The organism is Hyphomicrobium sp., assembly GCF_019744875.1.
In the GTDB taxonomy this organism is placed as follows: Bacteria; Pseudomonadota; Alphaproteobacteria; order Rhizobiales; family Hyphomicrobiaceae; genus Hyphomicrobium_C.
In genome coordinates this window covers 1,280,643-1,301,499 of the sequence record NZ_JAIETU010000002.1, presented here as the reverse complement: position 1 = coordinate 1,301,499, position 20,857 = coordinate 1,280,643, and the positions used below count along the sequence as shown (strand labels likewise).

Sequence of the window (20,857 nt, the reverse complement as noted above, 5' to 3'; positions counted from 1 at the left end):
TTGTCCGGGAGTTGAGTCGTGCCATAACTTTGCCCCGTGCGCTTGGCAGGTGCTACGCGTCAACGCGCGGGGATTTCGAGACTATGGCGAACAGCTTATGGGCGCGCCGCGCCGGTGGGTTTTTTGCGGCCGTGCTGGCCCTTGGCGCATGCGCTCACAGCGCCGCGGCGCAAGGGAAAGACAGCGCCGCGGCACAAGGCAAAGAAGGCGCTCCCGCGAAGGTGCGCAAGCAGATCGTCCAGCAGTACGGCGCGTTCGGTCCTGAAGGCCTGCGCATGCGCGAGCAGCTCTGGATTATGCCGAGCGGCGATCCCACGCGCGGATTGCGCGCGACGGTGTTTCGGCCAGAGGACGACGACGCAGACGAAAATGCAGGCGCTGAGCAGAAGCCGCATCCGCTTGTCGTGATCAATCACGGCACGTCGAGCGCGACGCGCCTGTCCGTTGCTATGCCCGTCTACTATTGGCTGTCGAAGTGGTTCGTCGACCGCGGCTACGTCGTGGTTGTTCCGCAACGCCGTGGTCATGGTGCCACCGGCGGGGACCTGGATGAGTCGGTCGGCACCTGCGCCAATCCGGATCATGCCCGCTCGGGCGAAATCGCCGCCGACGACATTGAGGCCGTGGTCAACTACATGACGCGCGAGCCGGATATTGCGCCTCACGCGACCGTCGTCGTCGGCATATCGACCGGCGGTTGGGCGTCCCTGGCGCTCGCGGCCCGCAATCCCGGTGAGGTTCGCGCTATCGTGAACATGGCCGGCGGACGGGGTGGACACGCGGGCGGCCAACCGCACGCCATCTGCGGCAGGGATCGTCTGGTTGAAGCCGCCGGCCGCTTCGGCTCCACTGCGCGCATTCCGACGCTGTGGCTCTATTCGGAGAACGACAGCTATTTCGGGCCCAAGCTCGCTTCCGACATGGCGGAGGCTTGGCGGGCAGGAGGGGCCGCGGCGGAGCTCGACATTCTCCCGCCCTACGGCAGCGACGGCCATGACATCGCCAACGATCGCGCGGGGTGGGACGCTTGGGGTGCGATCGCCGATCGCTTCCTCGCAGCACCAGACACGCGAGCCCCCGACACACGCGAGATGGCATCTTCTGTCTCGGCTGCGGCGCCGGCCGCTTCGGCCATCGAGACCGGAATCGAGACAGGCGCCCTTCAGGCGGGCCGTTGACGCGCGCAGCGTATTCCTCGGAAACTGGACAGGATTGGCTGGTCAGGGTGCGTCACGCTGACGGCCCGCCGGAACCGTGCTGAGGAGGTCGCGTTTTCTTGAGTGAGGGAGCATCGAACTCCAACAACAAAGGAAACGCGATGATCAAGGTAACGTCTCTCATTGCAGCACTTGCGCTTGCAGCCGGTGCTACGTCCGCCTTCGCGCAGTCGCCGGCCGGCAGTCCCGCAGACCCGACGACGAACGAAAACCAGCAGATGGCGCCGGGCAACGTAAACCCTGCCGATCCGGCAGCGGGCTCCAATCCGAGCGCACGCGTCCCGACCTCTCCGCCCGGAACTGGAAGCAGTACGAGTGGCCCGTCGAGCGACGGTCTGAGCAGCGGTGAATCCGGGGCAGAAGCTCCGGCAGGCCTCCCGGGCGATCCGAACACCAACGAGAACCAGCAGATGGCCCCGAGCAACATCAACCCGTCTGATCCGGCCGCCGGCGGCGATCCCGACGCCCGCGTCCCGACCGAGAAGTCCGCGCCTTAACTCTAAGGACGTTCGGAATTCTCCCAATGAGCCCCTGGCGCATGCCGTGCGCCGGGGGCTTTTGTTCCTGAGGGGCGTCAGGTGACACTTCCTTGATCGCGAGGCACTTGCGCCCTGCGTCATTTTATAACATACGAGGTGTAACCTTGTTACATTGAAAGCCCATCCATGCGACCCGCGCCCCAAAGCAGCCAGCCGGCTCATGTGCCTGCAGAGATCGCGCGCGCCGCTTTCCGTGCAGCAGGCGTGCCGTCTCCTCGCGTCGATCGATAGGTGCGGGGCCGGGCGATGATCGAACGACTGGGACTGAAAAGCCCTTTTGGACCGCGCAAATCCGAGTCACTGAGCGCGACCCTCATCCGCAACATCTCGAGCGTGCTGGCGCTCACGCTGGTGTTCATTCTGCTTCTGACCTACTGGCAATCCGCCACGAAGGTCGAAACGGAAGTTGGCTCCGCGCTGGCCATTGCTGAAAAGACCGTCCGCAAGGTGGTCCAGGAAATTGCCCACGACGACGATCCGCGCTTGCAGCTCGTGCGTCTCGTCCGCGTGTTCGACGGCAATCGCCACGTCAAGGTCACGTTCGCGGAAGCGGGCCCGTCCCCGCAACGCATTTCGAGCTTCGTCGCACCCGTCGAAGAGCTTCCGAACTGGTTCTATGCGATCATGGCGGGCGTACCCGATGTCGTTCGCGTCGAGCTGCCGGGAGATCTCGCTCGCTTCGGCGCGATGGAATTGAAAGCGGATCAGCGCAGCGAAGTGGAAGAGGTCTGGGAGGATTTTCTGCTTCGCCTCGCCATTCTCTCCGTCTTCTGCGCACTCGTGGCGACACTCGTTTACGTCACCGTCGGGCGCGCGCTTGCGCCGCTTCCGAACCTGTCGACCGCGTTCGAGAGGCTGGGCGGCGGCGACTACGATGTGCGCGTCGCGGAAACCGGGCCGACCGAGCTCGTGCGATTGTGCTCGGGCTTCAACGAAATGGCGACCCGCCTCGGCGACATGGAAACCGCCAATCGGCGGTTGAACGACCAGCTCGCAACCGTCCAGGAAGAGGAGCGCGCCGATCTCGCCCGCGATCTTCACGACGAGGTGAGCCCGTTCCTGTTCTCGGTCGAAGTCGACGCGTCGACGATCCGGAACATGTCGCAGGCGCCGGACCGCAAAGCGGTTCTGGAGCGAGCGGACGCCATCCGCGTGGCCATCGCCCACATGAACAAGCACGTCAGATCCATCCTCGGCCGCCTTCGTCCGACGGTCCATCTGGAGTTCGGGCTCGCCAGCGCCATCGAAACCCTGGTCGACTCGTGGAAGCTCCGCGATCCGAAAGTCACCTTCAACGTCGAGGTGGACGATCTCGGCGGCACGGCGAAAGAAGATGCCGTCATCCACGGCATCGTGCGCGAAGCCGTGAGCAACGCCTTCAAGCACGGGCGCCCGACGCGCATCGATGTGGCCGTCACGAGCGAGGCGGACGGCGCACGGGTCGTGGTGAAGGACGATGGCGGCGGCCTCGCGCCGGGCGGCACTCCGGGCGGGACCGGGGGCGGCTTTGGTCTCATTGCCATGCGCGAGCGTGTGACCGCGCTGGGCGGCACGGTGGAAATTAGGAATAGCGAAACTCCGGCAGGCGTGACGGTGGACGTGCGCCTGCCGATCGGGGAAACTAGCGCGGCTTTCGATGGATCCGCGGATCCAGAGGTGGGTTGATGAAAATTCTCGTTGTCGATGATCATGCAATCGTGCGTCAGGGCGTCCAGCGCCTGCTGTCGACCTTGCCGAACGCCGTCGTTTACGAAGCGGCGACCTCGCACGAGGCGTTGGCCTGTGCGCGCAATCAGCACCCCGACGTGGTCGTGCTGGACATCAATCTCGAAGGCGCGAGCGGGCTCGAGCTGCTCCGTCGCCTCCGCATCGAGAACAGCAGCGTGCGCGTGTTGATGTTCTCCATGCATTCCGAAGCGATCTACGCGAACCGCGCTCTGCAGGCCGGCGCCTACGGCTACGTCTGCAAAAGCGCCGGCGCCGACGAACTGACCACGGGCGTGCTGCGCGTCTTCCAGGGCGAGCGCTATCTCGACACGACGCTGGCGGGAGAGCTCGCCATGAGCGCGGTACGCGCCGAGGATCCGATGCGCAACCTGACCAACCGCGAGATCGAGATCCTGCGCATGCTCGGCGAGGGCAAGAGCCTGCAGGGCATCGCGGATGCCATCGGCATCGCCTACAAGACGGTCGCGAACTCGTGCGGGCGCATCAAGGAAAAGCTCGACCTGCCGAGAACGTCGGACCTGATCCGCTTCTCGATCGAAAATCGCCGCAACTAAACCGCGCGCCGTCGCGCCGGATGCCGAACGTGGTTAGCGCGCCAGCCGCTCGCGCGTGAGCGTCTTGGCCAGCTCCACGGCGGGCTGGTCGAAGGGATCGAGCTCAAGCAGCCGTCCGGCCAGGATCGTCTCGATCATGAAATGCATGAGCAGCGCACCCATCGTGCGCTCGTCCAGAGCCGCGAGATCGAACGTGCGGACCGGGCGGCCCGCCTGTGTGAGCGCGTCCGCGATGGCGTGAGCCTGCGCATCGACGACGTCGCCGATGGTCCTGCCGCCCAGGAAGCCCTGGCCGGCCGTCTTGGCCATCTCGGCGTCAAGCACGGGGCCTTCGCCGGCGCTCGCCACGCGCACGAGCGTCACCGCGATCTCGCGCGGGCCGTCCATGAACAGTTGCAACTGGCTGTGCTGATCGAGCGGTCCGAGCGCCGGAACCGGCGTCGTGCCTTCGCCGCCCTTGCCCAGGCTCTCGGCCCAAAGCTGGACGTACCACTCAGAAAAGCGCCCGAGGCGGTCGTTGTACGGCATCATCACGAGCGTGCGGATGCCGCGCTCCTTGGAAAGGCCGACGGCCGTCGCCGCGCCGATGGCGGGCGCGAACGCGGCCGGGAAGGATGAGGAAACGAGGCTGTCGATCACCTCCTGCGCGCCCGCGCGGATCTTGCGCACGTCGAGCCCGCGCGCCATCGCCGGCATCAGCCCGACGTTGGTGAGGCACGAGAAGCGCCCGCCGATGCCGGTGTGGTGAGGAATCATGGGAACGCCGAGGCTCGCCAGCAGCGCGCGCAGGCCGTTCGTTTTGCCGGCAACTTCGGGTTCGGTGATGCCGAGGAACATCTTCGGGATCTGGCTTTCGAGGCCTGCGGCTTTCACCGCTGCGAGCGTCGTCAGAAGCTGCGCCAGCGTTTCCGTGGTGCCGCCCGACTTCGACGTCACGACGAAACGCGTCTTTGCGAGATCCAGCCGGTTGAGGCCCGCCGCGAGCGTCAGCGGATCGAGATTGTCGTAGAAGCGAGTTTGCGGCCGCGGGTGGCGCAGATCGGAGCAGCACGACACGCCGGGCAGGTTCCAGCCCGCGAGCTGCGCCAGCGTCTGCCCGCCGAGCCCGGAGCCGCCCGTGCCGAAAAACACGACGGCATTGCCACCTTCGAGCAGGCGCGTCAGCGCCGCGTCGGCCTCATCGATGTCGGCGGTCTCTTCGGCGATCTTCAACAGTGGCAGCCGCCCGCTCGCATGGTCCGCCTTGAGGTCGTGCAGCGCGGGCGCGCATTTTTCGAGCCAGCGGCCAAGCTCGCTTTCGCTGAGCCCGTGCGCGCCGATGGCGCCGGACAGGCATCCGGCAATCGACTGGCGATATGGAGCGGAGGAGGCAGGCGAAGAGGATTTGGTCATGGCGTTCCGGGATGGCGGGGCGTCCCACGAACCGGCGAGACGGACGGTTGGTTTCCGGAGGGATTAGCCGTTTTCCGGAGACGCGCCAAGCGAGAGCGCGTGGCCAAGGGGAGGAGAGCTAGGAAATTTGTTGCGCGCGACAGAAGGCACGTCGAGACCCCGGCGGCGCGGACGCCACCGGGGTGTGTTAAGCGTCAGCCCTTCTTGTCGCTAGCTGCCGCGGCGGTGGCGGGCTGGCCCACGATCGTGATGATCAGGTTCTCGGGCGCGAGCAGGCGCTTGGCAACGCGCTTGGCGTCGTCGAGCGTGATTGCCTCGATCATCTTGTTGCGGTTCTCGATGTACTCGGGGCCGAAATCATCTTCGAGCAGGCCGAGGAGCTGGCTCGCGATCTTGGCGTTCGTATCGAACCGCAGCGCATACGAGCCGATCAGGTACTTCTTCGCGTTCTCGAACTCTTCGGGCTTCGGGCCTTCCTCGGCGACCTGCTTCAGCTCTGCACGGATCACGTCGAGCGACTGGTTGATGGCGTCCGCCCGCGTCGCCACGCTGCCCATCAGGATGGACGTGTGCCTGAAGGGCTGCAGATAGCTGTAGACCGAATAGGCGAGGCCGCGGCGCTCGCGCACCTCTTCCATCAGCCGCGAGGCGAACCCGCCGCCGCCGACGAGATGGTTGATGACGAACGCGGGCATGAAATCCGGATCCTTGCGCGCCATCGCGGGCAGGCCGAACACGGCGACGGACTGCGGCACGTCCATCGTGATGCGCTTCTCGGTGCCCGCGACCGGCGTCGTCATCGGCACGGGTACGAGGTCCGGGTTCGCCGGCAGGTCGCCGAACACGTCGTCGAGCAGCTTTCCGAGCTGCTCGGGAGAGATGTCGCCGACAGCCACGACCTTGAGGTTGCTGCGCGCGAAGGTGCGCTTGCGGAACGCTTCGAGGTCCGCGCTCGTGATGGCACCGACTGTGGCTTCCGTGCCCTGCGAGGGGCGCGCATAGACATGCCCCGCGAAGGCAGTTGCGAACCACTCCCGGGCCGCGACCTTGTCCGGGCTGCGGTCGGCGTAGACGAGATTGGCGAGCAGCTGACTGCGGATGCGCTCCACGGCGTCCGCGTCGAAGCGCGGCTTCGTGATCGCGAGCTTGAGAAGCTTCACAGCTTCGTCGCGGTTCTGCGTCAGCGTTTCGAAGTTGCCGTAGAACGCGTCGCGGCTGTCCTCATAGGACATGCGCATCGCCAGCGTTTCCATCTGCTCCTGGAAATCCGATGACGTGAGGTCGCCGGCGCCCTCGTCGAGCATCGCCGTCAGGAAGTTTGCGACGCCGTCCTTGCCGGCCGGATCCTGCGCGTTGCCGCCTTCGAAGGAGAACTTGAGAGCGAGCAGCGGATTTTCATGGGCTTCGACGAGCCACGCTTCGATGCCGCCGGGGCTTTTGATTTCTTGGATTTTCATCGCGTGTGCGGGCCTGGTGAAGGAGAGACAAAGGGCGAGCGCAAGAACCGGCAAGATCGCGGCGCCGGAACGGGCAACACGCACGCCGAAGCGGAGCTGATCCAGACAGGCGGAGCGGAGCTTATCCATAAACGACTGGTCCTTGCGACGAGGGCGTCCGGTGCGGCGAGCCGGAGCGAGGCGGCTGCCCCGATCCGGCAAGACCGACAAAGGCATCAGGAACGGCTTTTCGGAGCCGGCAGTTCAGGCGCGCGCGCGGCGTCGTTCTCGGCCGAAGGCGTGAGGTATCCGGTCACCGAGCGGCGCACATCGAGGTAGGTCGCGGCGGCCCGCTTGATGTCGTCGACCGTGACCTTCGACAGCGCATCCGGCCAGCCTTCGATCTGCGCCACCGTGCGGCCGACCGCGAGGCCCCAGCCGTAGCGGCGCGCGAGCGAAGCCTGATCGTCGTTTTCATAGATGTAGTCGGCGATGTAGCTCGACCGCGCCCGCTTGAGCTCGGCTTCCGTCACGCCGTTGTCGCGCAACTCGCCGAGCACCTTGTCGATCGACGCTTCGACCTTGGGCAGGTCGCCGGCATTAGCCGCGATGGCGTAGAGATTGATCGTGCCGTAGTCGAGGCTCGAGCCCTGGTAGCTGCCGCCAGCGGACGAGGCGATCTTCTCTTCCACGACGAGGCGCTTGTAGAGGCGGCTCGTTGCGCCGTCGGCCGCGATCTTCATGAGCAGGTCGAGCGCTTCGGCTTCGCCCGGCTTGGCGGTCATGTAGCTGGGCACGACGTAGTCGCGATGAAACGAGGCCTTGCCCGCGCGCGGATCGGAATACTCGACGCGGCGCGCCGCGCGCTGCGGCGGATCGGACGGCCGGTTGCGCGACTTGTCGACGGCAGGGTTGGAAGGCACCGCGCCGTAGGTCTTCTCGGCGAGCGCGCGCACCTCTTCGGCCGTCACGTCGCCGGCAACGATCAGCACGGCGTTGTTGGGGGCGTAGAAGTGCTTGTAGAACGTCAGCGCGTCGTGCGGCGAAAGTTTAGCCATCTCATGCTCCCAGCCGATGACCGGGATGCCGTAGGGATGCGAGTAGTAGAGCGTCGCGTTCATCTGCTCGTCCATGATCGCGGCGGGATTGTTCTCGATGCGGCTGCGCCGCTCTTCGAGGATGACGTCCCGCTCCGTCAGCACTTCCTTCTCGGTGAGGCGCAGGTTGACCATGCGGTCAGCCTCCATCTCCATCACCGTTTCGAGGCGCTCCTTGGCGATGCGCTGGAAATAGCTGGTCACGTCGTGGCCGGTGAAGGCGTTGTCCTGTCCGCCGAGACGCGCGACGATCTTCGAGAACTCGCCGATCGGGATCTTCTCCGTCGACTTGAACATCAGATGCTCGAGGAAATGCGCGATGCCCGACACGCCCTTGGGCTCGTCGGCCGCGCCGACCTTGTACCAGATCATATGCGTGACGACGGGGGCGCGATGATCGGGGATCACGACGACCTGAAGACCGTTGGCGAGCTTGAACTCGCTAGTGCGGGGCTGCGCTTGGGAGGGCGAGATGGCGAGCATGAGGGTGAGTGTCCACGTGAGAAGGCGCAGAACGCCCGGGAAGTTCATCATATGATCCTCGGTGGCGAGAGATCGCGGGTCAATCTGGACGTCCGGCGCCGACGGCACGGCCAGGTTAAGCGACTGCAGCAGATCTCGTCATTCAGGCCGGTTATGTCAAATGACAACGCGTTCATGTCGCTGTGATTTGGCAAGCGTTCGCGCACGCTAAGTCGTTGCAATAAAATATGAAATGAGGGGGCGGCAGTGCCAGCGCGAGTTACTCTTCGCTGTCGTCGCTGTTCTCGGTGCCCGTGAAGGTCTTGATCGCCGAAAGCACCGAGCCGCGGCACGGTCCGAGCGGACCGGCGGCGAGATCGGCATCGTTGTCGCCGCGCGCCTTCGCCTGCTCGTAGTTGACCTTGCAGTACTCCGCCTGCTGGCGCTCAAGCTCCAGCTTCGACACCTTCGCGACCTTGTCGGGATCCTTGAGCGCGGCGACTTCGTTTGCCGCAACCTCGGGCGGCAGGCCCGGTTCAGGAACGCGCTCCGGGTTAGGAGGCATGACGAGCGGCGCGCGCTCGGCCATCTTGGGTTCGGCGGACTTTACGCTAGCGGTGTTGAGGCCCACGGCATCGAAGATCTTGCCGTTAAGCTCGACGTCGTCGGCGGAGCAGCCCGCCAGGACGACCGAAAACGGAACGGCTGCGAGCAACGCGATGCGTGCGCGATGCCGGCGGCTGGTCAAGCTTTTGGCCATGTCGATCGCAAGCCCCGTCTGTAACCGATTGTGTCTGTAACCGATTGAGTTTTTTAGCGATTGAGTCTCGCCCCTTGCACACCCGGGCTACATCGGGTTTGCGGCGTCATTGCGACTCCCCACGATCGAGTCATACAGGAGGGCCACTACACCGGCAACAATGGCCACATCTGCGATGTTGAAGACATACCAGTAGTAACCAAATGCGTGCAGCGAGAAGAAGTCTGCAACCCCGCCGATCAGGAGCCGGTCGAGCCCGTTTCCGATGGCCCCGCCGATGATCAGGCCGAGCGCGATGGCCATCAGGCGGCCCGTTCCCGCCACCGACAGCCAGACCCACAGGGCGAGCGACGCCACAACCGCAAACAAAGCAAGAACATTCTGCCAACCCTGTCCGGATTGGTCGAGCATCGAATAGCTGATGCCGGTGTTTTTCACGAAGACCAGGTCGAGGAACGGCGTGATCTCGACGCGCCCCTTTTCGGCGATCCGGTAGATGAGCAGCATCCACCACTTGTGCGCCTGGTCGATCAAGAACACCGCCGCGGCCACTTTCAGGGCGAGCGCGGCGTGAGGTCCCCAGAACCAGCGCGAGAGACGGCTGCGTCCGCCGCTGCGGTCTTCGTCGGCGGTGCTCATGCGGACACCATGGCGTCACGCTCGCGCACCGCCGCCGCGTCGCGGGCCGAGAGATCGGGGAAGTCCGGATCCGAGCCCACGTCCTGGGTTACGCGCCACGAGCGCGCGCACTTGCGCCCTTCCGCGCGCCGAACGATGACGCCCACGCCCGGCACGTCCGGCAACGTGAAGGCGTCCTCGGGAGCCGCCGTGGCCGTCACGGTGGCGCCGCTCGTGAGGGAGATCTCCGCGAGATCGAGGCTGGCGACGAGGGTGAGCGTCTGAGGATCCGTGATGTAGACCTCGGGTGCGGCTTCGAGGCTCGATCCGATCCGCTTTGCCGCCCGTTCGATCTCAAGCGCGCCCGTCACCACGCGGCGCACATCGCGCACGCGCTCCCACTTCGTGGCGAGCGCATCGTCACGCCACGCGGCCGGCACCTCGGGGAACGTTTCGAGATGCACACTGCGGGCTTCGCCGTAGCGATGTCCCCACGCCTCCTCGGCCGTGAAGGAAAGAATGGGCGCCAGCCACGACGTCACGCAGCCGAAGATCTGGTCGATGACGGTCAGCGCCCCGCGCCGCTTCACGCTCGAATGGGCTTCGCAGTAAAGCGTGTCCTTGCGGATATCGAAATAGAACGCCGAGAGGTCCGTGTTCATGAACGGCAGCAGCGCCGCCACCACGCCGCGATAGTCGTAGGCGGCGTAAGCGGCGCGCACCTCCGCGTCGAGTTCCGAAAGGCGATGCAGCATCAGCCGTTCCAGCTCCGGCAGCTCGGCCTTCGGCACCTGCAGGTCCGGCGAGAAGTAGTGCAGCGCGCCGAGCATCCAGCGCAGCGAGTTGCGCAGCTTGCGATAGGATTCGGCGGCGGACTGCACGATGGCGGGTCCGAAGCGGATGTCGTTCGTCGTGTCGGCGGAGGCCACCCAGAAGCGCAGGATGTCGGCGCCGGACGTCTTCATGACGTCCTGCGGGGAAAGTACGTTGCCCTTCGATTTGCTCATCTTCTCATCCCCCTTTTCGTCGAGGATGAAGCCGTGCGTCAGCACCACGTCGTAGGGCGCGCGCCCGCGCGTGCCGCAGCTTTCGAGCAGCGAGGAATGGAACCAGCCGCGGTGCTGGTCCGAGCCTTCGAGATACATCACGCGATCATATTGCTTGCCCGCCTCCGGCAGGACCCCATCATGCGGTTTGCGCTGGATGCCCGCGAGACCGGGGAACTGCTCCGGGTCTTCGAGCGTGAACGCATGCGTCGATCCGGAATCGAACCACACGTCGAGCACGTCGCGCACCTGCTCCCAGTTCGCCGGATCGTACTTCGGCCTGAGGAAGCGCTCGGCGGCGCCGGCTGCAAACCATGCGTCCGCGCCTTCCTTGGCGAAGGCCTCGGCAATGGCGTCGTTCACGTCTTCGTCGCGCAGGATGTCGCCTTCGATGAAGGCGTCATGATCGCGCTTGGCCACGAACACGCTGATCGGTACGCCCCAGGCGCGCTGGCGCGAGACGACCCAGTCGGGCCGGTTCGCGATCATGCCGTTGATGCGGTTCTCGCCCGTCTCCGGCACCCACTCGGTGGCGCGGATTTCGTCGAGCGCGACAGTGCGCAGCGAGCGGTCGGCGCTGCCTGCGAAGGGCTTGTCCATGGCGATGAACCACTGCGGCGTATTGCGGAAGATGATCGGCTTCTTCGAGCGCCACGAGTGCGGATACTGATGCTTGAGGCGGCCGCGCGCGATGATGTTGCCGGCCTCGCTCAGGGCTTTGATGACGGCGTCGTTGGCGTCGCCCTTGTCGCCGTTCTCTTTCAGGACGCGTTTTCCCGTGAAGCCTGGGGCTTCCTTCGTCAGCACGCCGTCCGCATCGACCGTGAACGGGATCGTGGTGTCGATGGCGCGGTCGCGCAGCGCCTTCTGGTTCGCGATCCAGATGATGTAGTCGTCCGCGCCGTGCCCCGGCGCCGTGTGCACGAAGCCCGTGCCCGTGTCGTCGGTGACGTGATCGCCATCGAGGAGGGGCACCGGAAATTCGTAACCGAGGTGGCGAAGTGGATGCACGCACACGAGCGTGGCGAGCAGGTCGTTGGGTACACTCTTTAGTCGCGTGTACTTCGACACTTTTGCAGCTGCCATGACCTCTGCTGCTCGCTTGTCAGCGAGGATAAGTTCAGTGCCTGGCGTAAGCCAATTTCCGTCAGGGGCGTCATCTACGACGTAAACTGCGTAATCGATCTTTGAGGAAAAAGAGATCGCGCGGTTTCCAGGCAAAGTCCAAGGTGTCGTGGTCCAAATGACAACATTCGCCCCTACCAAGAGATGTTCTTCCGCCGCTTGAGGGCCCCATACCTCGAACTTCACCCACACCGCGTCCGACTGATAGTCGTGATACTCGACCTCGGCTTCCGCCAGCGCCGTCTTCTCGACCACGCTCCACATGACCGGCTTCGAGCCGCGATAGAGCAGCCCATTGGCGGCGAACTTCATCAGCTCGCGCGCGATGGTCGCTTCCGCTGGAAAGCTCATCGTCAGATAGGGGTGCCCCCAGTCGCCGATCACGCCGAGCCGCTGGAACTCCTCGCGCTGCACGTCCACCCACTTGGCGGCGAACGCCCGGCACTCGTCGCGGAACGCATTGATCGCGGCCGGATCGGAGAAGTTCGGTTTCTCCTTCCCCTTGGCGCGATACTGCTCCTCGATCTTCCATTCGATGGGAAGGCCGTGGCAGTCCCAGCCCGGCACATAGTTGGAATCGAAGCCGAGCATCTGCTGGCTCTTGACCACGAGATCCTTGAGGATCTTGTTCAGCGCATGCCCGATGTGGATGTTGCCGTTGGCGTAGGGTGGGCCGTCGTGCAGCACGAACTTCGGTCGCCCCTTGGAGGCCTCACGCAGCTCGCGGTAGAGATCGCGCGCCTTCCACTTCTCGAGCAGCTTCGGCTCGAGCTCGGGGAGCCCGGCGCGCATCGGAAAGTCGGTTTGGGGCAGATTGAGCGTTTGGCTCCAGTCGCGCTCACCCGCGCCCTCGCCGCCTTTGACGCCCTGATCGGCCACGCCGTTTCCCTTAGCCATTTTCGCAGTCTTTCATGTCAGGAGGGGCGGCCCAGAATTCGGCGCCGCCCCGATTTGCAGGCGTTCTACCAACCTGCGGGGCGAGACGCAAAGCCCGCCCCCCAAAAGCCCGGCCCCAAGGCTGCCCGGCTTAGCCGGCAAGGCGTGCCGCATCCGCCGCCTTTGCGGCGATGCGAGCCGGACGGGCTTCGAGCCGCGCCACGTAGTCGACGAACTCCGGCCGCGGCGGAAGGACGCCGAACCCGAGCATGTAAGCGAGGCCCGAGCCCACCATGACGTCCGCCGCCGAGAAGCGCGCGCCGAGCAGCCACGGTCCCGGCTTAAGCCCGGCCGAGAGCGTATCGAAGACGTTTTCGGGCGTGCCCCAGCCGGCGAACGTCGGCGGTGTCTCGCGTTTGACGGCAATGTCGATGCTGGCCGGCTCGACGCAGCTTCCGTAGAAAAACATCCAACGGAGAAAGGTGCCGCGATCCGGGGCGTCGATGGCGGGCGCCAGACCGGCCTTCGGATACTTGTCAGCCAGGTAGACGAGGATCGCCGGCGTCTCGGTGACGATCACGTCGCCGTCGCGCAGCACCGGGATCTTGCCCATCGGATTGATCTTCAGGAATTCGGGCAACTTGTGCTCGCCCGCCTTGAGATCGATGGGCACGATCTCGAACGGCTCGCCGAGCTCGTGCAGCATCAGGTGGACGGTCGTCGAGCGCGACTGCGGGTTGTGATAGAGCGTCAGCATCGGGTGTCCTCTCGGTTAGTGCCAGTCGCCGAGCACGGCGTTCACGAGGGCAAGCGCAGCGACGGCCGCTGTATCCGCGCGCATGATGCGCGGCCCAAGCGACAATGCGATGGCCTCGGGATGGGCGAGGATCATCTCCCGCTCATCGGGCGAAAAGCCGCCCTCGGGTCCGATCAGCACGGCCACCGGGCCGGGTTTGAGATCGGCAAGCGTCGCCACCGGGCTTTGCTGCGCGGCCGCTTCGTCGCAAAAGATCAGACGGCGGCCAAAAGGCCACTGCGCCAGCAGCGCCGCGAGCTTGACCGGCTCGGCGACGTCAGGAACGCGAAGCACGCCGCATTGCTCCGCAGCCTCGACGACGTTTGCGCGCATGCGGTCGAGATTGACGCGCTCGGCAATCGTATGCCGCGTGATCACGGGCACGATGCGCGCGACGCCGAGTTCGGTGGCCTTCTGAACCATGTAGTCGAGCCGCGAGCGCTTGAGCGGCGCGAAGATGTAATCGATATCCGGGCCGCCGGTCTGCTCGCGCACGAGCTCCTGCACGTCGAGCACGGCCCCGCGTTTGCCGGATGCTTCCAGGCGCGCGCGCCATTCGCCGTCGCGGCCGTTGAAGATCAGGAGGTCGGCGCCGTCGCCGAGGCGCAGCACGGTGCGCAGATAGCTCGCCTGCTCGGGCGTGCACGTCACCCGCGCGCCGCCCGCCAGCGGGTGAGCAACGTACAGCCGCTGCGAAGTGAAATCATGGATCGCCATGCGGCTTCCATATCCGAAAGGCCATCGAGATCCAACACGCGTTGACGGAGGTTGGCTCTTCACCTAGCATTCTTGGCGCGGTTGCAAGCCGCATCCGGATCCGCGGGAAGGGCAGAGCCCACTTGCTTCGGCACATGATCAGTCTTCAACCTTTGTGCAGCCGTTTTGCGGATCGTCGGCGCTTCATGCACGGAGGTATTTATGAAGCGGCTTCCCGCACGCCCCGATCTTGGCCAACTGAAGAAGCAGGCCAAAGACCTGCTCGCCCGATCCCGCCAGGGTGCCCCCGAAGCGCTTGAGCGGTTCCGCCAAGCCCTTCCGGCCGTCGCCGCCGGCAATCTCGCCAACACCGCGCTGCGCCTGCACGATGCGCAATCCTGCATCGCGCGCGAGCACGGCTTCCCCTCGTGGTCGGCGCTGAAAGTCTTCGTCGAAGCACGCAATGCAATGGCCGGCGCGAACGCGGCGGAGACGACCCTGAACCTGTGGCGGCTCCTCTACGCGAGCGACATCGCAGGCGGGGAGAACCGCGCGCATCCTGCCGCCGCTGTCCGGCTGATTGAGGAAACCCCCGAGCTTGTGACGGGCGATCCGTATCTCGCCTGCGCCCTCGGCGACGAAGCGGTGCTGAAACGCGAAACGGCGCGTGATCCGGGCTGGGTCAATCGCGCAGGCGGTCCGCTCGCGCTCCCGCCGCTCGTTGCCGTCGCGCATTCGAGCCTGATGCGTTTGCCCGCCTACCGCGACCGCCTGCACGCCTCGGCGCGTCTGCTGCTGGAAGCCGGTGCCGATCCGAACCAGGCCGTAGCGAACCGGTGGATGGCTTCGGTGGAGACGGCCGACCCGTCCAATCCACTCTCGGCGCTCTATGGCGCGGCGGGACAGAACCACGATCCGGTTCTCACTCAGCTCTTCCTCGACCACGGCGCCAATCCGAACGACGGCGAGTCGCTCTACCATTCGCTCGATAATCCCGCCTGCACCGAGCTGCTGCTGAAAGCGGGTGCGCGCGTCATGGGATCGAACGCGCTCTACCGCGCCCTCGACCTTGAGGATGTGGCGCCCCTGCGTGTGCTGCTGGCCCACGGCGGCAATGCGAACGAGCCGCCTCTCGGCCCGCCGACGTCGGACTGGGGATCGCTGCTGGGGTGGGCGATCCGTCGCCGAAGGTCCCTCGCGCACATCGAGGCGCTGCTGGCCGCCGGAGCCGATCCATCGGCCAAGACGCCGCGGGGCGAAACCACAGAGCTGCTCGCGCTCAAGTTCGGCTTGCCCGACGCCGCGCGCCTTCTGAGAGAGGCGGCGGGGGGCAAAAGCGATCTCACGCCCGAGGACGCCTTTATTGCCGCATGCACGCGCGCCGATGAGCCGGCGGCGCGCAGCCTTCTCGCCGCGCACCCGGGCCTGATCGCAGCGCTCACCGAGCCGGATCTGAAGCTGCTGCCGGAAATTGCCGCCAGCCCAACCGGCGATGATGCGGTTCGCCTGATGGTGAGCCTCGGCTGGCCGATCGGCGTCCGCGGCGGCGACTGGAACGCCTCGGCGCTGAACCACGCGGTCATGCGCGGCGATGCGCCTCTCACCCGCTTTCTGCTGGAGCATGGCGCCCAGTGGACCGAGGAGCACGCCTTCGGCGACAACGTCCTCGGTACGCTCTCATGGGCGTCGTGGAACGCGCCGCACGAGGGAGGCGACTGGGCGGGCTGCGCAGAGGCCCTGATGGCCCACGGGCTTCCGCCCGCCGCGCCGGATCCGGGCGGATCCGACACGAGGGTCCTCATTCGCGGCGGCCGCGGCCGGTTTTCCGCCGAGGTTGTCGAGGTCCTGCTGGCTGGCTCTCGAAGTCCGCCGCCATGAGTTGCCGTCGAACGCCGTGGCGGCTAACGTCCCGGCGCAATCGAGATCGAGGACGACGACGCAATGATGGCAAGCGCGGCGAGCCCGGGCCAGGAGCCCAATGACGGCGCAAAGGCGGTGGCCGACGCCGAAGCCGGCAATTGGGTCGACCGGATCGCCCCTGTTTCCTGGCGCCCCTACCTGCGCCTCGCCCGCATGGACCGCCCGATCGGAACGTGGCTGCTGCTGTTTCCGTGCTGGTGGTCGCTGACGCTTGCGGCCGTCTCGAACGGCCAGCCCTACCCCGACCTGTGGATGCTGTTCCTGTTCGCGGTCGGCGCCGTCGTCATGCGCGGCGCGGGCTGCGCCTACAACGACTACGTCGACCGTGAGTTCGATGCCCGCGTGCAGCGCACGGCCAGCCGGCCCATTCCGTCGGGGCAGGTCACGCCGGAGGCGGCGCTGCTGTTCACCGTTGCGCTGGCGCTGATCGGTTTTTGCGTGCTGATCTGGTTCAACCTGTTCACGATCCTGCTCGGCATCGCCTCGCTCGGGCTGGTCGCGATCTACCCCTACATGAAGCGGCTGACCTACTGGCCGCAGGCCGTGCTCGGCCTCGCCTTCAATTGGGGCGCGCTAATGGGATGGGCCGCCGTAAAAGGCTCGCTCGACTGGCCGCCGATCCTGCTCTACGCCGGCTCCGTGCTGTGGACGATCGGCTACGACACGATCTACGCCCACCAGGATACCGAAGACGACCTGATGCTGGGCCTGAAGTCCACCGCACTGACGTTCGGGGACGATACGCCGTTCTGGATCGGAAGCTTCTACGTCGTGGCGCTGCTGCTCTGGATCACGGCGGGCTTCCTGGCTGGAACCCATCTCGTGTTCTTCTTCGGCGTTGCCCTCGTCGGGCTGCAGATGGCCTGGCAGGTCTCGACCCTGGATACGAAAGACGCAGGCAATTGCCTGCGCCGTTTCCGTGCCAATCGCGACGTGGGCGCGGCGATCTTCCTCGCCCTCGTCACGGATACGCTGCTGTCGTGGTGGGCCGGCCTGAGCTGACCGCCATTGTTGACGAACTGAGCTGACGGCCTCAGCCGGCGTCTAAGCCGGCTTCAGCAAGTGCGCCGGCCCGCTCTCTCGGCGCTCAGCGCTTGACGTCCTCGTCGGACGGCTCTTCGTCCTGCGCGCCCTTCATTTCCTTGAGCTTGGCGAACATGCGCGCCTCTTCCTCGGCGGGCGTTTCTTCGCGCGCTTCGGGCGCCTCTCTCGGCTGCACGATCTCGGCGGTCGGACGGAACACGCCGTCGCCGTCACCGTCATCATCGTCGCTATCGCTGTCGTAGTCGGCCGGAGCCGTCGTCTCTTCCGTCGGCAGCAGCGTGCCCGCCCGAATGGCTTCCTTCGTGGCCTCGCGGCGTTCGCGATCCATGCGGCGTGCGGCGCGCTTCACCTCGTTGTCGAGGTCGACCTGCGAGCAGAGCCCGAGCGTCACCGGATCCTGCGGCACGAGGTTCGGCGAGTTCCAGTGCGTCCGGTCCTTGATCTGGGCAATCGTCGGCTTGGTCGTGCCGACGAGGCGCATGAGCTGGCTGGTCTTCAGCTCCGGGTGGTTGCGCAAAAGCCAGAGCACCGCGTTCGGGCGGTCGTGGCGGCGCGACACCGGCGTATAGCGCGGGCCGCGCTTGGAGATCGCTTCCGGCATGACGACCTTGGGCTCGGCGATGCGAAGCGAGTAGGACGGATCCTTCTCCGCCTTCTCGATCTCGTCGCGCGTGAGCTGGTTCGACGTCACGGGATCATGGCCTTTGATGCCCTGCGCCACGTCTCCGTCGGCAATGCCCTTAACTTCGAGCACGTGCAGTCCGCAGAACTCGGCGATCTGGTCGAAGGACAGCGAGGTGTTCTCGACCAGCCAAACGGCGGTCGCCTTAGGCATCAGGGGCTTACGGTCGCTCATGGCGGCTCTTCTCCGGGCTTCCGCGGGGCGAACCGCGAAAACCATTTCAATTGAATGGAAATGGGGGATCACAGCTTATACCGCAAATTGCGGCTTGAGCGCAACACTTGTCGGGACCGCCCCCTCCGGGCGGGGCGGCCCGCCGAGTTGCGCCCGGGCGGCGACGCCGCTAGACCAAGGCCTCGGAATTGAGGCCAGGCAGGCGAGACCAGGGCCTCCGAACGAGGCCAGCCAGGAAAGAGAGCGCTCCATGACAGTCCCCAGCACCATCTATTTCGAGGACCTGACGGTCGGCCAGGAGGCTTCCCTTTCGAACACGGTGAGCGAGCGCGACATCCAGGTGTTTGCGGACGTCTCGGGAGACCACAACCCTGTCCACCTCGATGCCGATTATGCGGCCAAGACCATGTTCAAGCAGCGCATTGCGCACGGCATACTATCGGCCGCCTACATTTCCGCCGTCTTCGGCATGAAGCTCCCCGGCCCCGGAGCCATCTACATTTCGCAGACCCTGGCATTCAAGGCGCCGGTCAAGATCGGCGACACCGTGGTCACGACGGTGAAGGTGGTCGAGCTCGTTCCCGAGAAGAAGCGCGCGCGTTTCGAAACCGTCTGCACCGTGGGCGGCAAGCCGGTTCTCACCGGCGAAGCGCAGCTCATGATCCCGTCCCGTCCGGCAGCCTGAGCGAAGCGCCCGGCGGCACCAGCCGGGAGCGCGCCGAAGGGAGCGTCATGCGCATCGTCCGCGGCTATCGAGACGTCCCGCCCGAGGCCAAGGGCGCAGCACTTGCGTTGGGCAATTTCGACGGCGTCCACCGCGGCCATCAGGCCCTGATCGGCGCGGCCGTCGCGGCTGCGCGGCGCCTCTCGCGTCCCGCGGGCGTGCTCGTGTTCGAGCCCAATCCACGCAAGTTCTTCAAGCCTGACGCCCTCCATTTCGAGCTGACGCCGCTCGACGCCAAGCTCGACCTGTTCGAGGGGCTCGGGCTGGACGTCGCCGTCGTGCTGCCCTTCGATGGAGCGCTCGCCAGCCTCGATGCCAACAAGTTCGTGGACGACATCCTCGTGGACGCGCTCGCCGTGTCGCACGTTGTCGTCGGCTATCATTTTTTCTTCGGCAAAGGCCGCGCCGGATCGGCGGAAACGTTGAAGCAGGCAGGCGCTCAGCACGGTTTCGGCGTCACCGTCGTCGAGCCGGTCTCCGACCGCGGCGAGCCGTTTTCCTCGACAAGCGTTCGCCTGATGCTTGCCGAAGGCGACGTCATCGGCGCGGCCGAGGCGCTGGGCCGGCCGTGGAGCGTGCGCGGCACCGTGATCGGCGGCGCCAAGCGCGGCACCGGCATGGGCTTTCCAACCGCCAACATCGCCCTGCCGAAAGGAGCCGCGCTCGGGCATGGAATTTTCGCGGTTCGCGTGAACCTGGGCGACCGCCATCTCGAAGGCGCGGCCTACCTCGGCACGCGCCCGACGTTCGATGACGGGCACCCCGTGCTCGAGGTTTTCCTGTTCGATTTCGACGGCGACATCTACGGCCGCGAGATCGAAGTCATCTTCATCGACAAGGTGCGCGACGATCGCAAGTTCGCGAGCATGGACGAGCTGGTGCGCCAGATGGACGAGGACTGCGCCAAGGCCCGCCAGATCCTCGCGGCGGACGCGGCGCAGCCAGGCCCTCGCTAGTCAGGCCCTCGGGCGCGAGGTGCTGTGCGCTAGAACGTCGGGATGCTGCCGGGCGCCTTGTCGCCGGGTTTCCGCCCGGCCTTGCCGAGCTTCATGATCTCCCGCGAGCCGTCCGGATAAGCGAGCGTCACGTACTCGCAAGCCCGGTCGAGCGCCAGGATCGATCGCAGGATGCGCTGGCCGGCATCTGACCCCTCGTTGATGAGATCGAAGTCCATGGGGCCCGCGTGATAGGTGCAGGCGGCAGATCCGCCGGGCTGCTTCTTGTTGGGCACGGTTTCGCCGTCGAGCGTGAAGGCGGCGGCGGCGATGCCGGCAACGATAATGCCGCCCGCGATCATAGCCTCGTTTTTCATGGGGCTTGCTCCATCCCGATCCGGCTCACGCGCCGCGGGAACGTCCCGGCGCGGAGCGATTCGTTTACGATCCCTCCCTATCATCACAAGCTGGCGCGGAGCCTGAACCGTCGTCGGATGGATCCGATCGGCCGGCACGCGCAGGCGGTGTCGCAAAGATGGCCATGCAAGCCAAAACGTATCTCGGTGCTTCGATCCTTCTCCTCGCGGCCCTCCCGGCGCTCGCCGAGCACCCCGGAGACGGCGGGCGAGACCCGCGCCGGCATGGCCGGCCAACCATTGTCATCGAGCCCAATATCGACCTTTCCCGGCGCGACAAGCCGGACACGGACGCGCCGGACGTCATCATGGCCGAGGTCTCCCAGTGCTCGGCAACCGGCATTCGCCTGTTCGTCGATTGCCTGCGCGGCAACTTCCGGCCGGTCATGATCCGCCGCCTGGAGGCGTGCGTTGCCTCGGAAACCATACCGGACGATCTCACCCGGGTGGCGGCTTGCCTTCCGAGGCCGCGTCTGCGCTGATGAATGGCCTCTCCGGCCTGCCAGGAGTGGCCGGGCAACCACGGTCTGGCATCCGACTGGCGAGGGGGGAGCAGCGCCACCCCTTGTGAACGCACCCGCCTCTCGCCATAACTCCTGCCGAGCAGCGCCCGCCCCAAT

The 20,857-nt window shown here is 65.9% G+C and carries 19 protein-coding genes; 9 read left to right on the top strand and 10 right to left on the bottom strand.

Going from position 1 to position 20,857, the window contains the following annotated elements:
* The first annotated feature begins 83 nt into the window (after positions 1–83).
* From K2Y42_RS06150 to K2Y42_RS06135, 4 genes are all read left to right on the top strand, one after another.
* Positions 84–1,178, top strand: coding sequence for a dienelactone hydrolase family protein (locus tag K2Y42_RS06150; RefSeq protein WP_291149799.1), 1,095 nt, complete (start codon positions 84–86; stop codon positions 1,176–1,178).
* Positions 1,179–1,318: 140 nt separating this feature from the next.
* Positions 1,319–1,714 carry a hypothetical protein gene (locus K2Y42_RS06145; protein ID WP_291149796.1) on the top strand — a complete coding sequence of 132 codons (396 nt, stop codon included), beginning with the start codon at positions 1,319–1,321 and terminating at the stop codon, positions 1,712–1,714.
* A 288-nt stretch (positions 1,715–2,002) separates the two neighbouring features.
* Entirely contained in the window at positions 2,003–3,421 is a 1,419-nt protein-coding gene (locus tag K2Y42_RS06140) for an ATP-binding protein (protein ID WP_291149794.1), read from the top strand.
* Positions 3,421–4,038 (top strand): response regulator transcription factor, encoded by a 618-nt coding sequence (locus tag K2Y42_RS06135; protein ID WP_291149792.1) that lies wholly within the window; start codon positions 3,421–3,423, stop codon positions 4,036–4,038. Before K2Y42_RS06140 ends, K2Y42_RS06135 begins: the two co-directional genes overlap by 1 nt.
* A gap of 33 nt (positions 4,039–4,071) precedes the next feature.
* On the opposite strand, the gene K2Y42_RS06130 is transcribed toward K2Y42_RS06135, so the two are convergent.
* The 8 genes from K2Y42_RS06130 to K2Y42_RS06095 all read right to left on the bottom strand — a co-directional run bounded on the left by K2Y42_RS06130 (position 4,072) and on the right by K2Y42_RS06095 (position 14,363).
* Positions 4,072–5,430: a glucose-6-phosphate isomerase gene (locus tag K2Y42_RS06130; RefSeq protein ID WP_291149789.1), complete on the bottom strand. Its 1,359-nt coding sequence runs from the start codon at positions 5,428–5,430 to the stop codon at positions 4,072–4,074.
* 194 nt (positions 5,431–5,624) lie between these two features.
* Entirely contained in the window at positions 5,625–6,887 is a 1,263-nt protein-coding gene (locus tag K2Y42_RS06125; protein ID WP_291149786.1) for a pitrilysin family protein, read from the bottom strand.
* Positions 6,888–7,102: 215 nt separating this feature from the next.
* Entirely contained in the window at positions 7,103–8,497 is a 1,395-nt protein-coding gene (locus tag K2Y42_RS06120) for a pitrilysin family protein (RefSeq protein WP_291149782.1), read from the bottom strand.
* A gap of 208 nt (positions 8,498–8,705) precedes the next feature.
* Entirely contained in the window at positions 8,706–9,185 is a 480-nt protein-coding gene (locus K2Y42_RS06115; protein ID WP_291149779.1) for a hypothetical protein, read from the bottom strand.
* A gap of 87 nt (positions 9,186–9,272) precedes the next feature.
* Entirely contained in the window at positions 9,273–9,824 is a 552-nt protein-coding gene (lspA, locus tag K2Y42_RS06110) for a signal peptidase II (protein WP_291149776.1), read from the bottom strand.
* A complete protein-coding gene (ileS, locus tag K2Y42_RS06105; protein WP_291149772.1) occupies positions 9,821–12,871 on the bottom strand; it encodes an isoleucine--tRNA ligase in 3,051 nt (1,016 codons plus the stop codon). Before ileS ends, lspA begins: the two co-directional genes overlap by 4 nt.
* Before the next feature lie 130 nt (positions 12,872–13,001).
* Positions 13,002–13,607, bottom strand: coding sequence for a glutathione S-transferase family protein (locus tag K2Y42_RS06100; RefSeq protein WP_291149769.1), 606 nt, complete (start codon positions 13,605–13,607; stop codon positions 13,002–13,004).
* 15 nt (positions 13,608–13,622) lie between these two features.
* The gene (locus K2Y42_RS06095) at positions 13,623–14,363 is read right to left on the bottom strand and encodes a 16S rRNA (uracil(1498)-N(3))-methyltransferase (RefSeq protein WP_291149767.1); all 741 of its coding nucleotides are present in this window, start codon (positions 14,361–14,363) and stop codon (positions 13,623–13,625) included.
* A 201-nt stretch (positions 14,364–14,564) separates the two neighbouring features.
* Here K2Y42_RS06095 and K2Y42_RS06090 point away from each other — a divergent pair, with 201 nt between their 5' ends.
* Both K2Y42_RS06090 and ubiA read left to right on the top strand, forming a co-directional pair.
* Positions 14,565–16,220: a hypothetical protein gene (locus tag K2Y42_RS06090; protein WP_291149764.1), complete on the top strand. Its 1,656-nt coding sequence runs from the start codon at positions 14,565–14,567 to the stop codon at positions 16,218–16,220.
* A 66-nt stretch (positions 16,221–16,286) separates the two neighbouring features.
* The gene (gene ubiA / locus K2Y42_RS06085) at positions 16,287–17,264 is read left to right on the top strand and encodes a 4-hydroxybenzoate octaprenyltransferase (RefSeq protein WP_291150210.1); all 978 of its coding nucleotides are present in this window, start codon (positions 16,287–16,289) and stop codon (positions 17,262–17,264) included.
* An 85-nt stretch (positions 17,265–17,349) separates the two neighbouring features.
* Here the strand turns inward: ubiA and K2Y42_RS06080 are convergent, their stop codons facing one another.
* Positions 17,350–18,162: a cell cycle transcriptional regulator TrcR gene (locus K2Y42_RS06080; RefSeq protein ID WP_291149761.1), complete on the bottom strand. Its 813-nt coding sequence runs from the start codon at positions 18,160–18,162 to the stop codon at positions 17,350–17,352.
* Positions 18,163–18,412: 250 nt separating this feature from the next.
* Between K2Y42_RS06080 and K2Y42_RS06075 the strand changes: the two genes are divergently transcribed.
* Together K2Y42_RS06075 and K2Y42_RS06070 are read left to right on the top strand one after the other, a co-directional pair.
* Positions 18,413–18,847 (top strand): MaoC family dehydratase, encoded by a 435-nt coding sequence (locus K2Y42_RS06075; RefSeq protein WP_291149753.1) that lies wholly within the window; start codon positions 18,413–18,415, stop codon positions 18,845–18,847.
* Positions 18,848–18,894: 47 nt separating this feature from the next.
* Positions 18,895–19,842 carry a bifunctional riboflavin kinase/FAD synthetase gene (locus K2Y42_RS06070; protein ID WP_291149749.1) on the top strand — a complete coding sequence of 316 codons (948 nt, stop codon included), beginning with the start codon at positions 18,895–18,897 and terminating at the stop codon, positions 19,840–19,842.
* A 29-nt stretch (positions 19,843–19,871) separates the two neighbouring features.
* Here K2Y42_RS06070 and K2Y42_RS06065 read toward each other — a convergent pair whose 3' ends face one another.
* A complete protein-coding gene (locus tag K2Y42_RS06065; RefSeq protein WP_291149746.1) occupies positions 19,872–20,198 on the bottom strand; it encodes a hypothetical protein in 327 nt (108 codons plus the stop codon).
* Positions 20,199–20,362: 164 nt separating this feature from the next.
* Here K2Y42_RS06065 and K2Y42_RS06060 point away from each other — a divergent pair, with 164 nt between their 5' ends.
* Positions 20,363–20,719 carry a hypothetical protein gene (locus K2Y42_RS06060; RefSeq protein WP_291149743.1) on the top strand — a complete coding sequence of 119 codons (357 nt, stop codon included), beginning with the start codon at positions 20,363–20,365 and terminating at the stop codon, positions 20,717–20,719.
* Positions 20,720–20,857 lie beyond the last annotated feature (138 nt).

Bases quoted from the DNA above. Each gene is read 5' to 3' on its own strand.
- K2Y42_RS06150 (WP_291149799.1), top strand. From the start codon at position 84: ATGGCGAACAGCTTATGGGCGCGCCGCGCCGGTGGGTTTTTTGCGGCC.
- K2Y42_RS06145 (WP_291149796.1), top strand. From the start codon at position 1,319: ATGATCAAGGTAACGTCTCTCATTGCAGCACTTGCGCTTGCAGCCGGT.
- K2Y42_RS06140 (WP_291149794.1), top strand. From the start codon at position 2,003: ATGATCGAACGACTGGGACTGAAAAGCCCTTTTGGACCGCGCAAATCC.
- K2Y42_RS06135 (WP_291149792.1), top strand. From the start codon at position 3,421: ATGAAAATTCTCGTTGTCGATGATCATGCAATCGTGCGTCAGGGCGTC.
- K2Y42_RS06130 (WP_291149789.1), bottom strand. From the start codon at position 5,430: ATGACCAAATCCTCTTCGCCTGCCTCCTCCGCTCCATATCGCCAGTCG.
- K2Y42_RS06125 (WP_291149786.1), bottom strand. From the start codon at position 6,887: ATGAAAATCCAAGAAATCAAAAGCCCCGGCGGCATCGAAGCGTGGCTC.
- K2Y42_RS06120 (WP_291149782.1), bottom strand. From the start codon at position 8,497: ATGATGAACTTCCCGGGCGTTCTGCGCCTTCTCACGTGGACACTCACC.
- K2Y42_RS06115 (WP_291149779.1), bottom strand. From the start codon at position 9,185: ATGGCCAAAAGCTTGACCAGCCGCCGGCATCGCGCACGCATCGCGTTG.
- lspA (WP_291149776.1), bottom strand. From the start codon at position 9,824: ATGAGCACCGCCGACGAAGACCGCAGCGGCGGACGCAGCCGTCTCTCG.
- ileS (WP_291149772.1), bottom strand. From the start codon at position 12,871: ATGGCTAAGGGAAACGGCGTGGCCGATCAGGGCGTCAAAGGCGGCGAG.
- K2Y42_RS06100 (WP_291149769.1), bottom strand. From the start codon at position 13,607: ATGCTGACGCTCTATCACAACCCGCAGTCGCGCTCGACGACCGTCCAC.
- K2Y42_RS06095 (WP_291149767.1), bottom strand. From the start codon at position 14,363: ATGGCGATCCATGATTTCACTTCGCAGCGGCTGTACGTTGCTCACCCG.
- K2Y42_RS06090 (WP_291149764.1), top strand. From the start codon at position 14,565: ATGAAGCGGCTTCCCGCACGCCCCGATCTTGGCCAACTGAAGAAGCAG.
- ubiA (WP_291150210.1), top strand. From the start codon at position 16,287: ATGGCAAGCGCGGCGAGCCCGGGCCAGGAGCCCAATGACGGCGCAAAG.
- K2Y42_RS06080 (WP_291149761.1), bottom strand. From the start codon at position 18,162: ATGAGCGACCGTAAGCCCCTGATGCCTAAGGCGACCGCCGTTTGGCTG.
- K2Y42_RS06075 (WP_291149753.1), top strand. From the start codon at position 18,413: ATGACAGTCCCCAGCACCATCTATTTCGAGGACCTGACGGTCGGCCAG.
- K2Y42_RS06070 (WP_291149749.1), top strand. From the start codon at position 18,895: ATGCGCATCGTCCGCGGCTATCGAGACGTCCCGCCCGAGGCCAAGGGC.
- K2Y42_RS06065 (WP_291149746.1), bottom strand. From the start codon at position 20,198: ATGAAAAACGAGGCTATGATCGCGGGCGGCATTATCGTTGCCGGCATC.
- K2Y42_RS06060 (WP_291149743.1), top strand. From the start codon at position 20,363: ATGCAAGCCAAAACGTATCTCGGTGCTTCGATCCTTCTCCTCGCGGCC.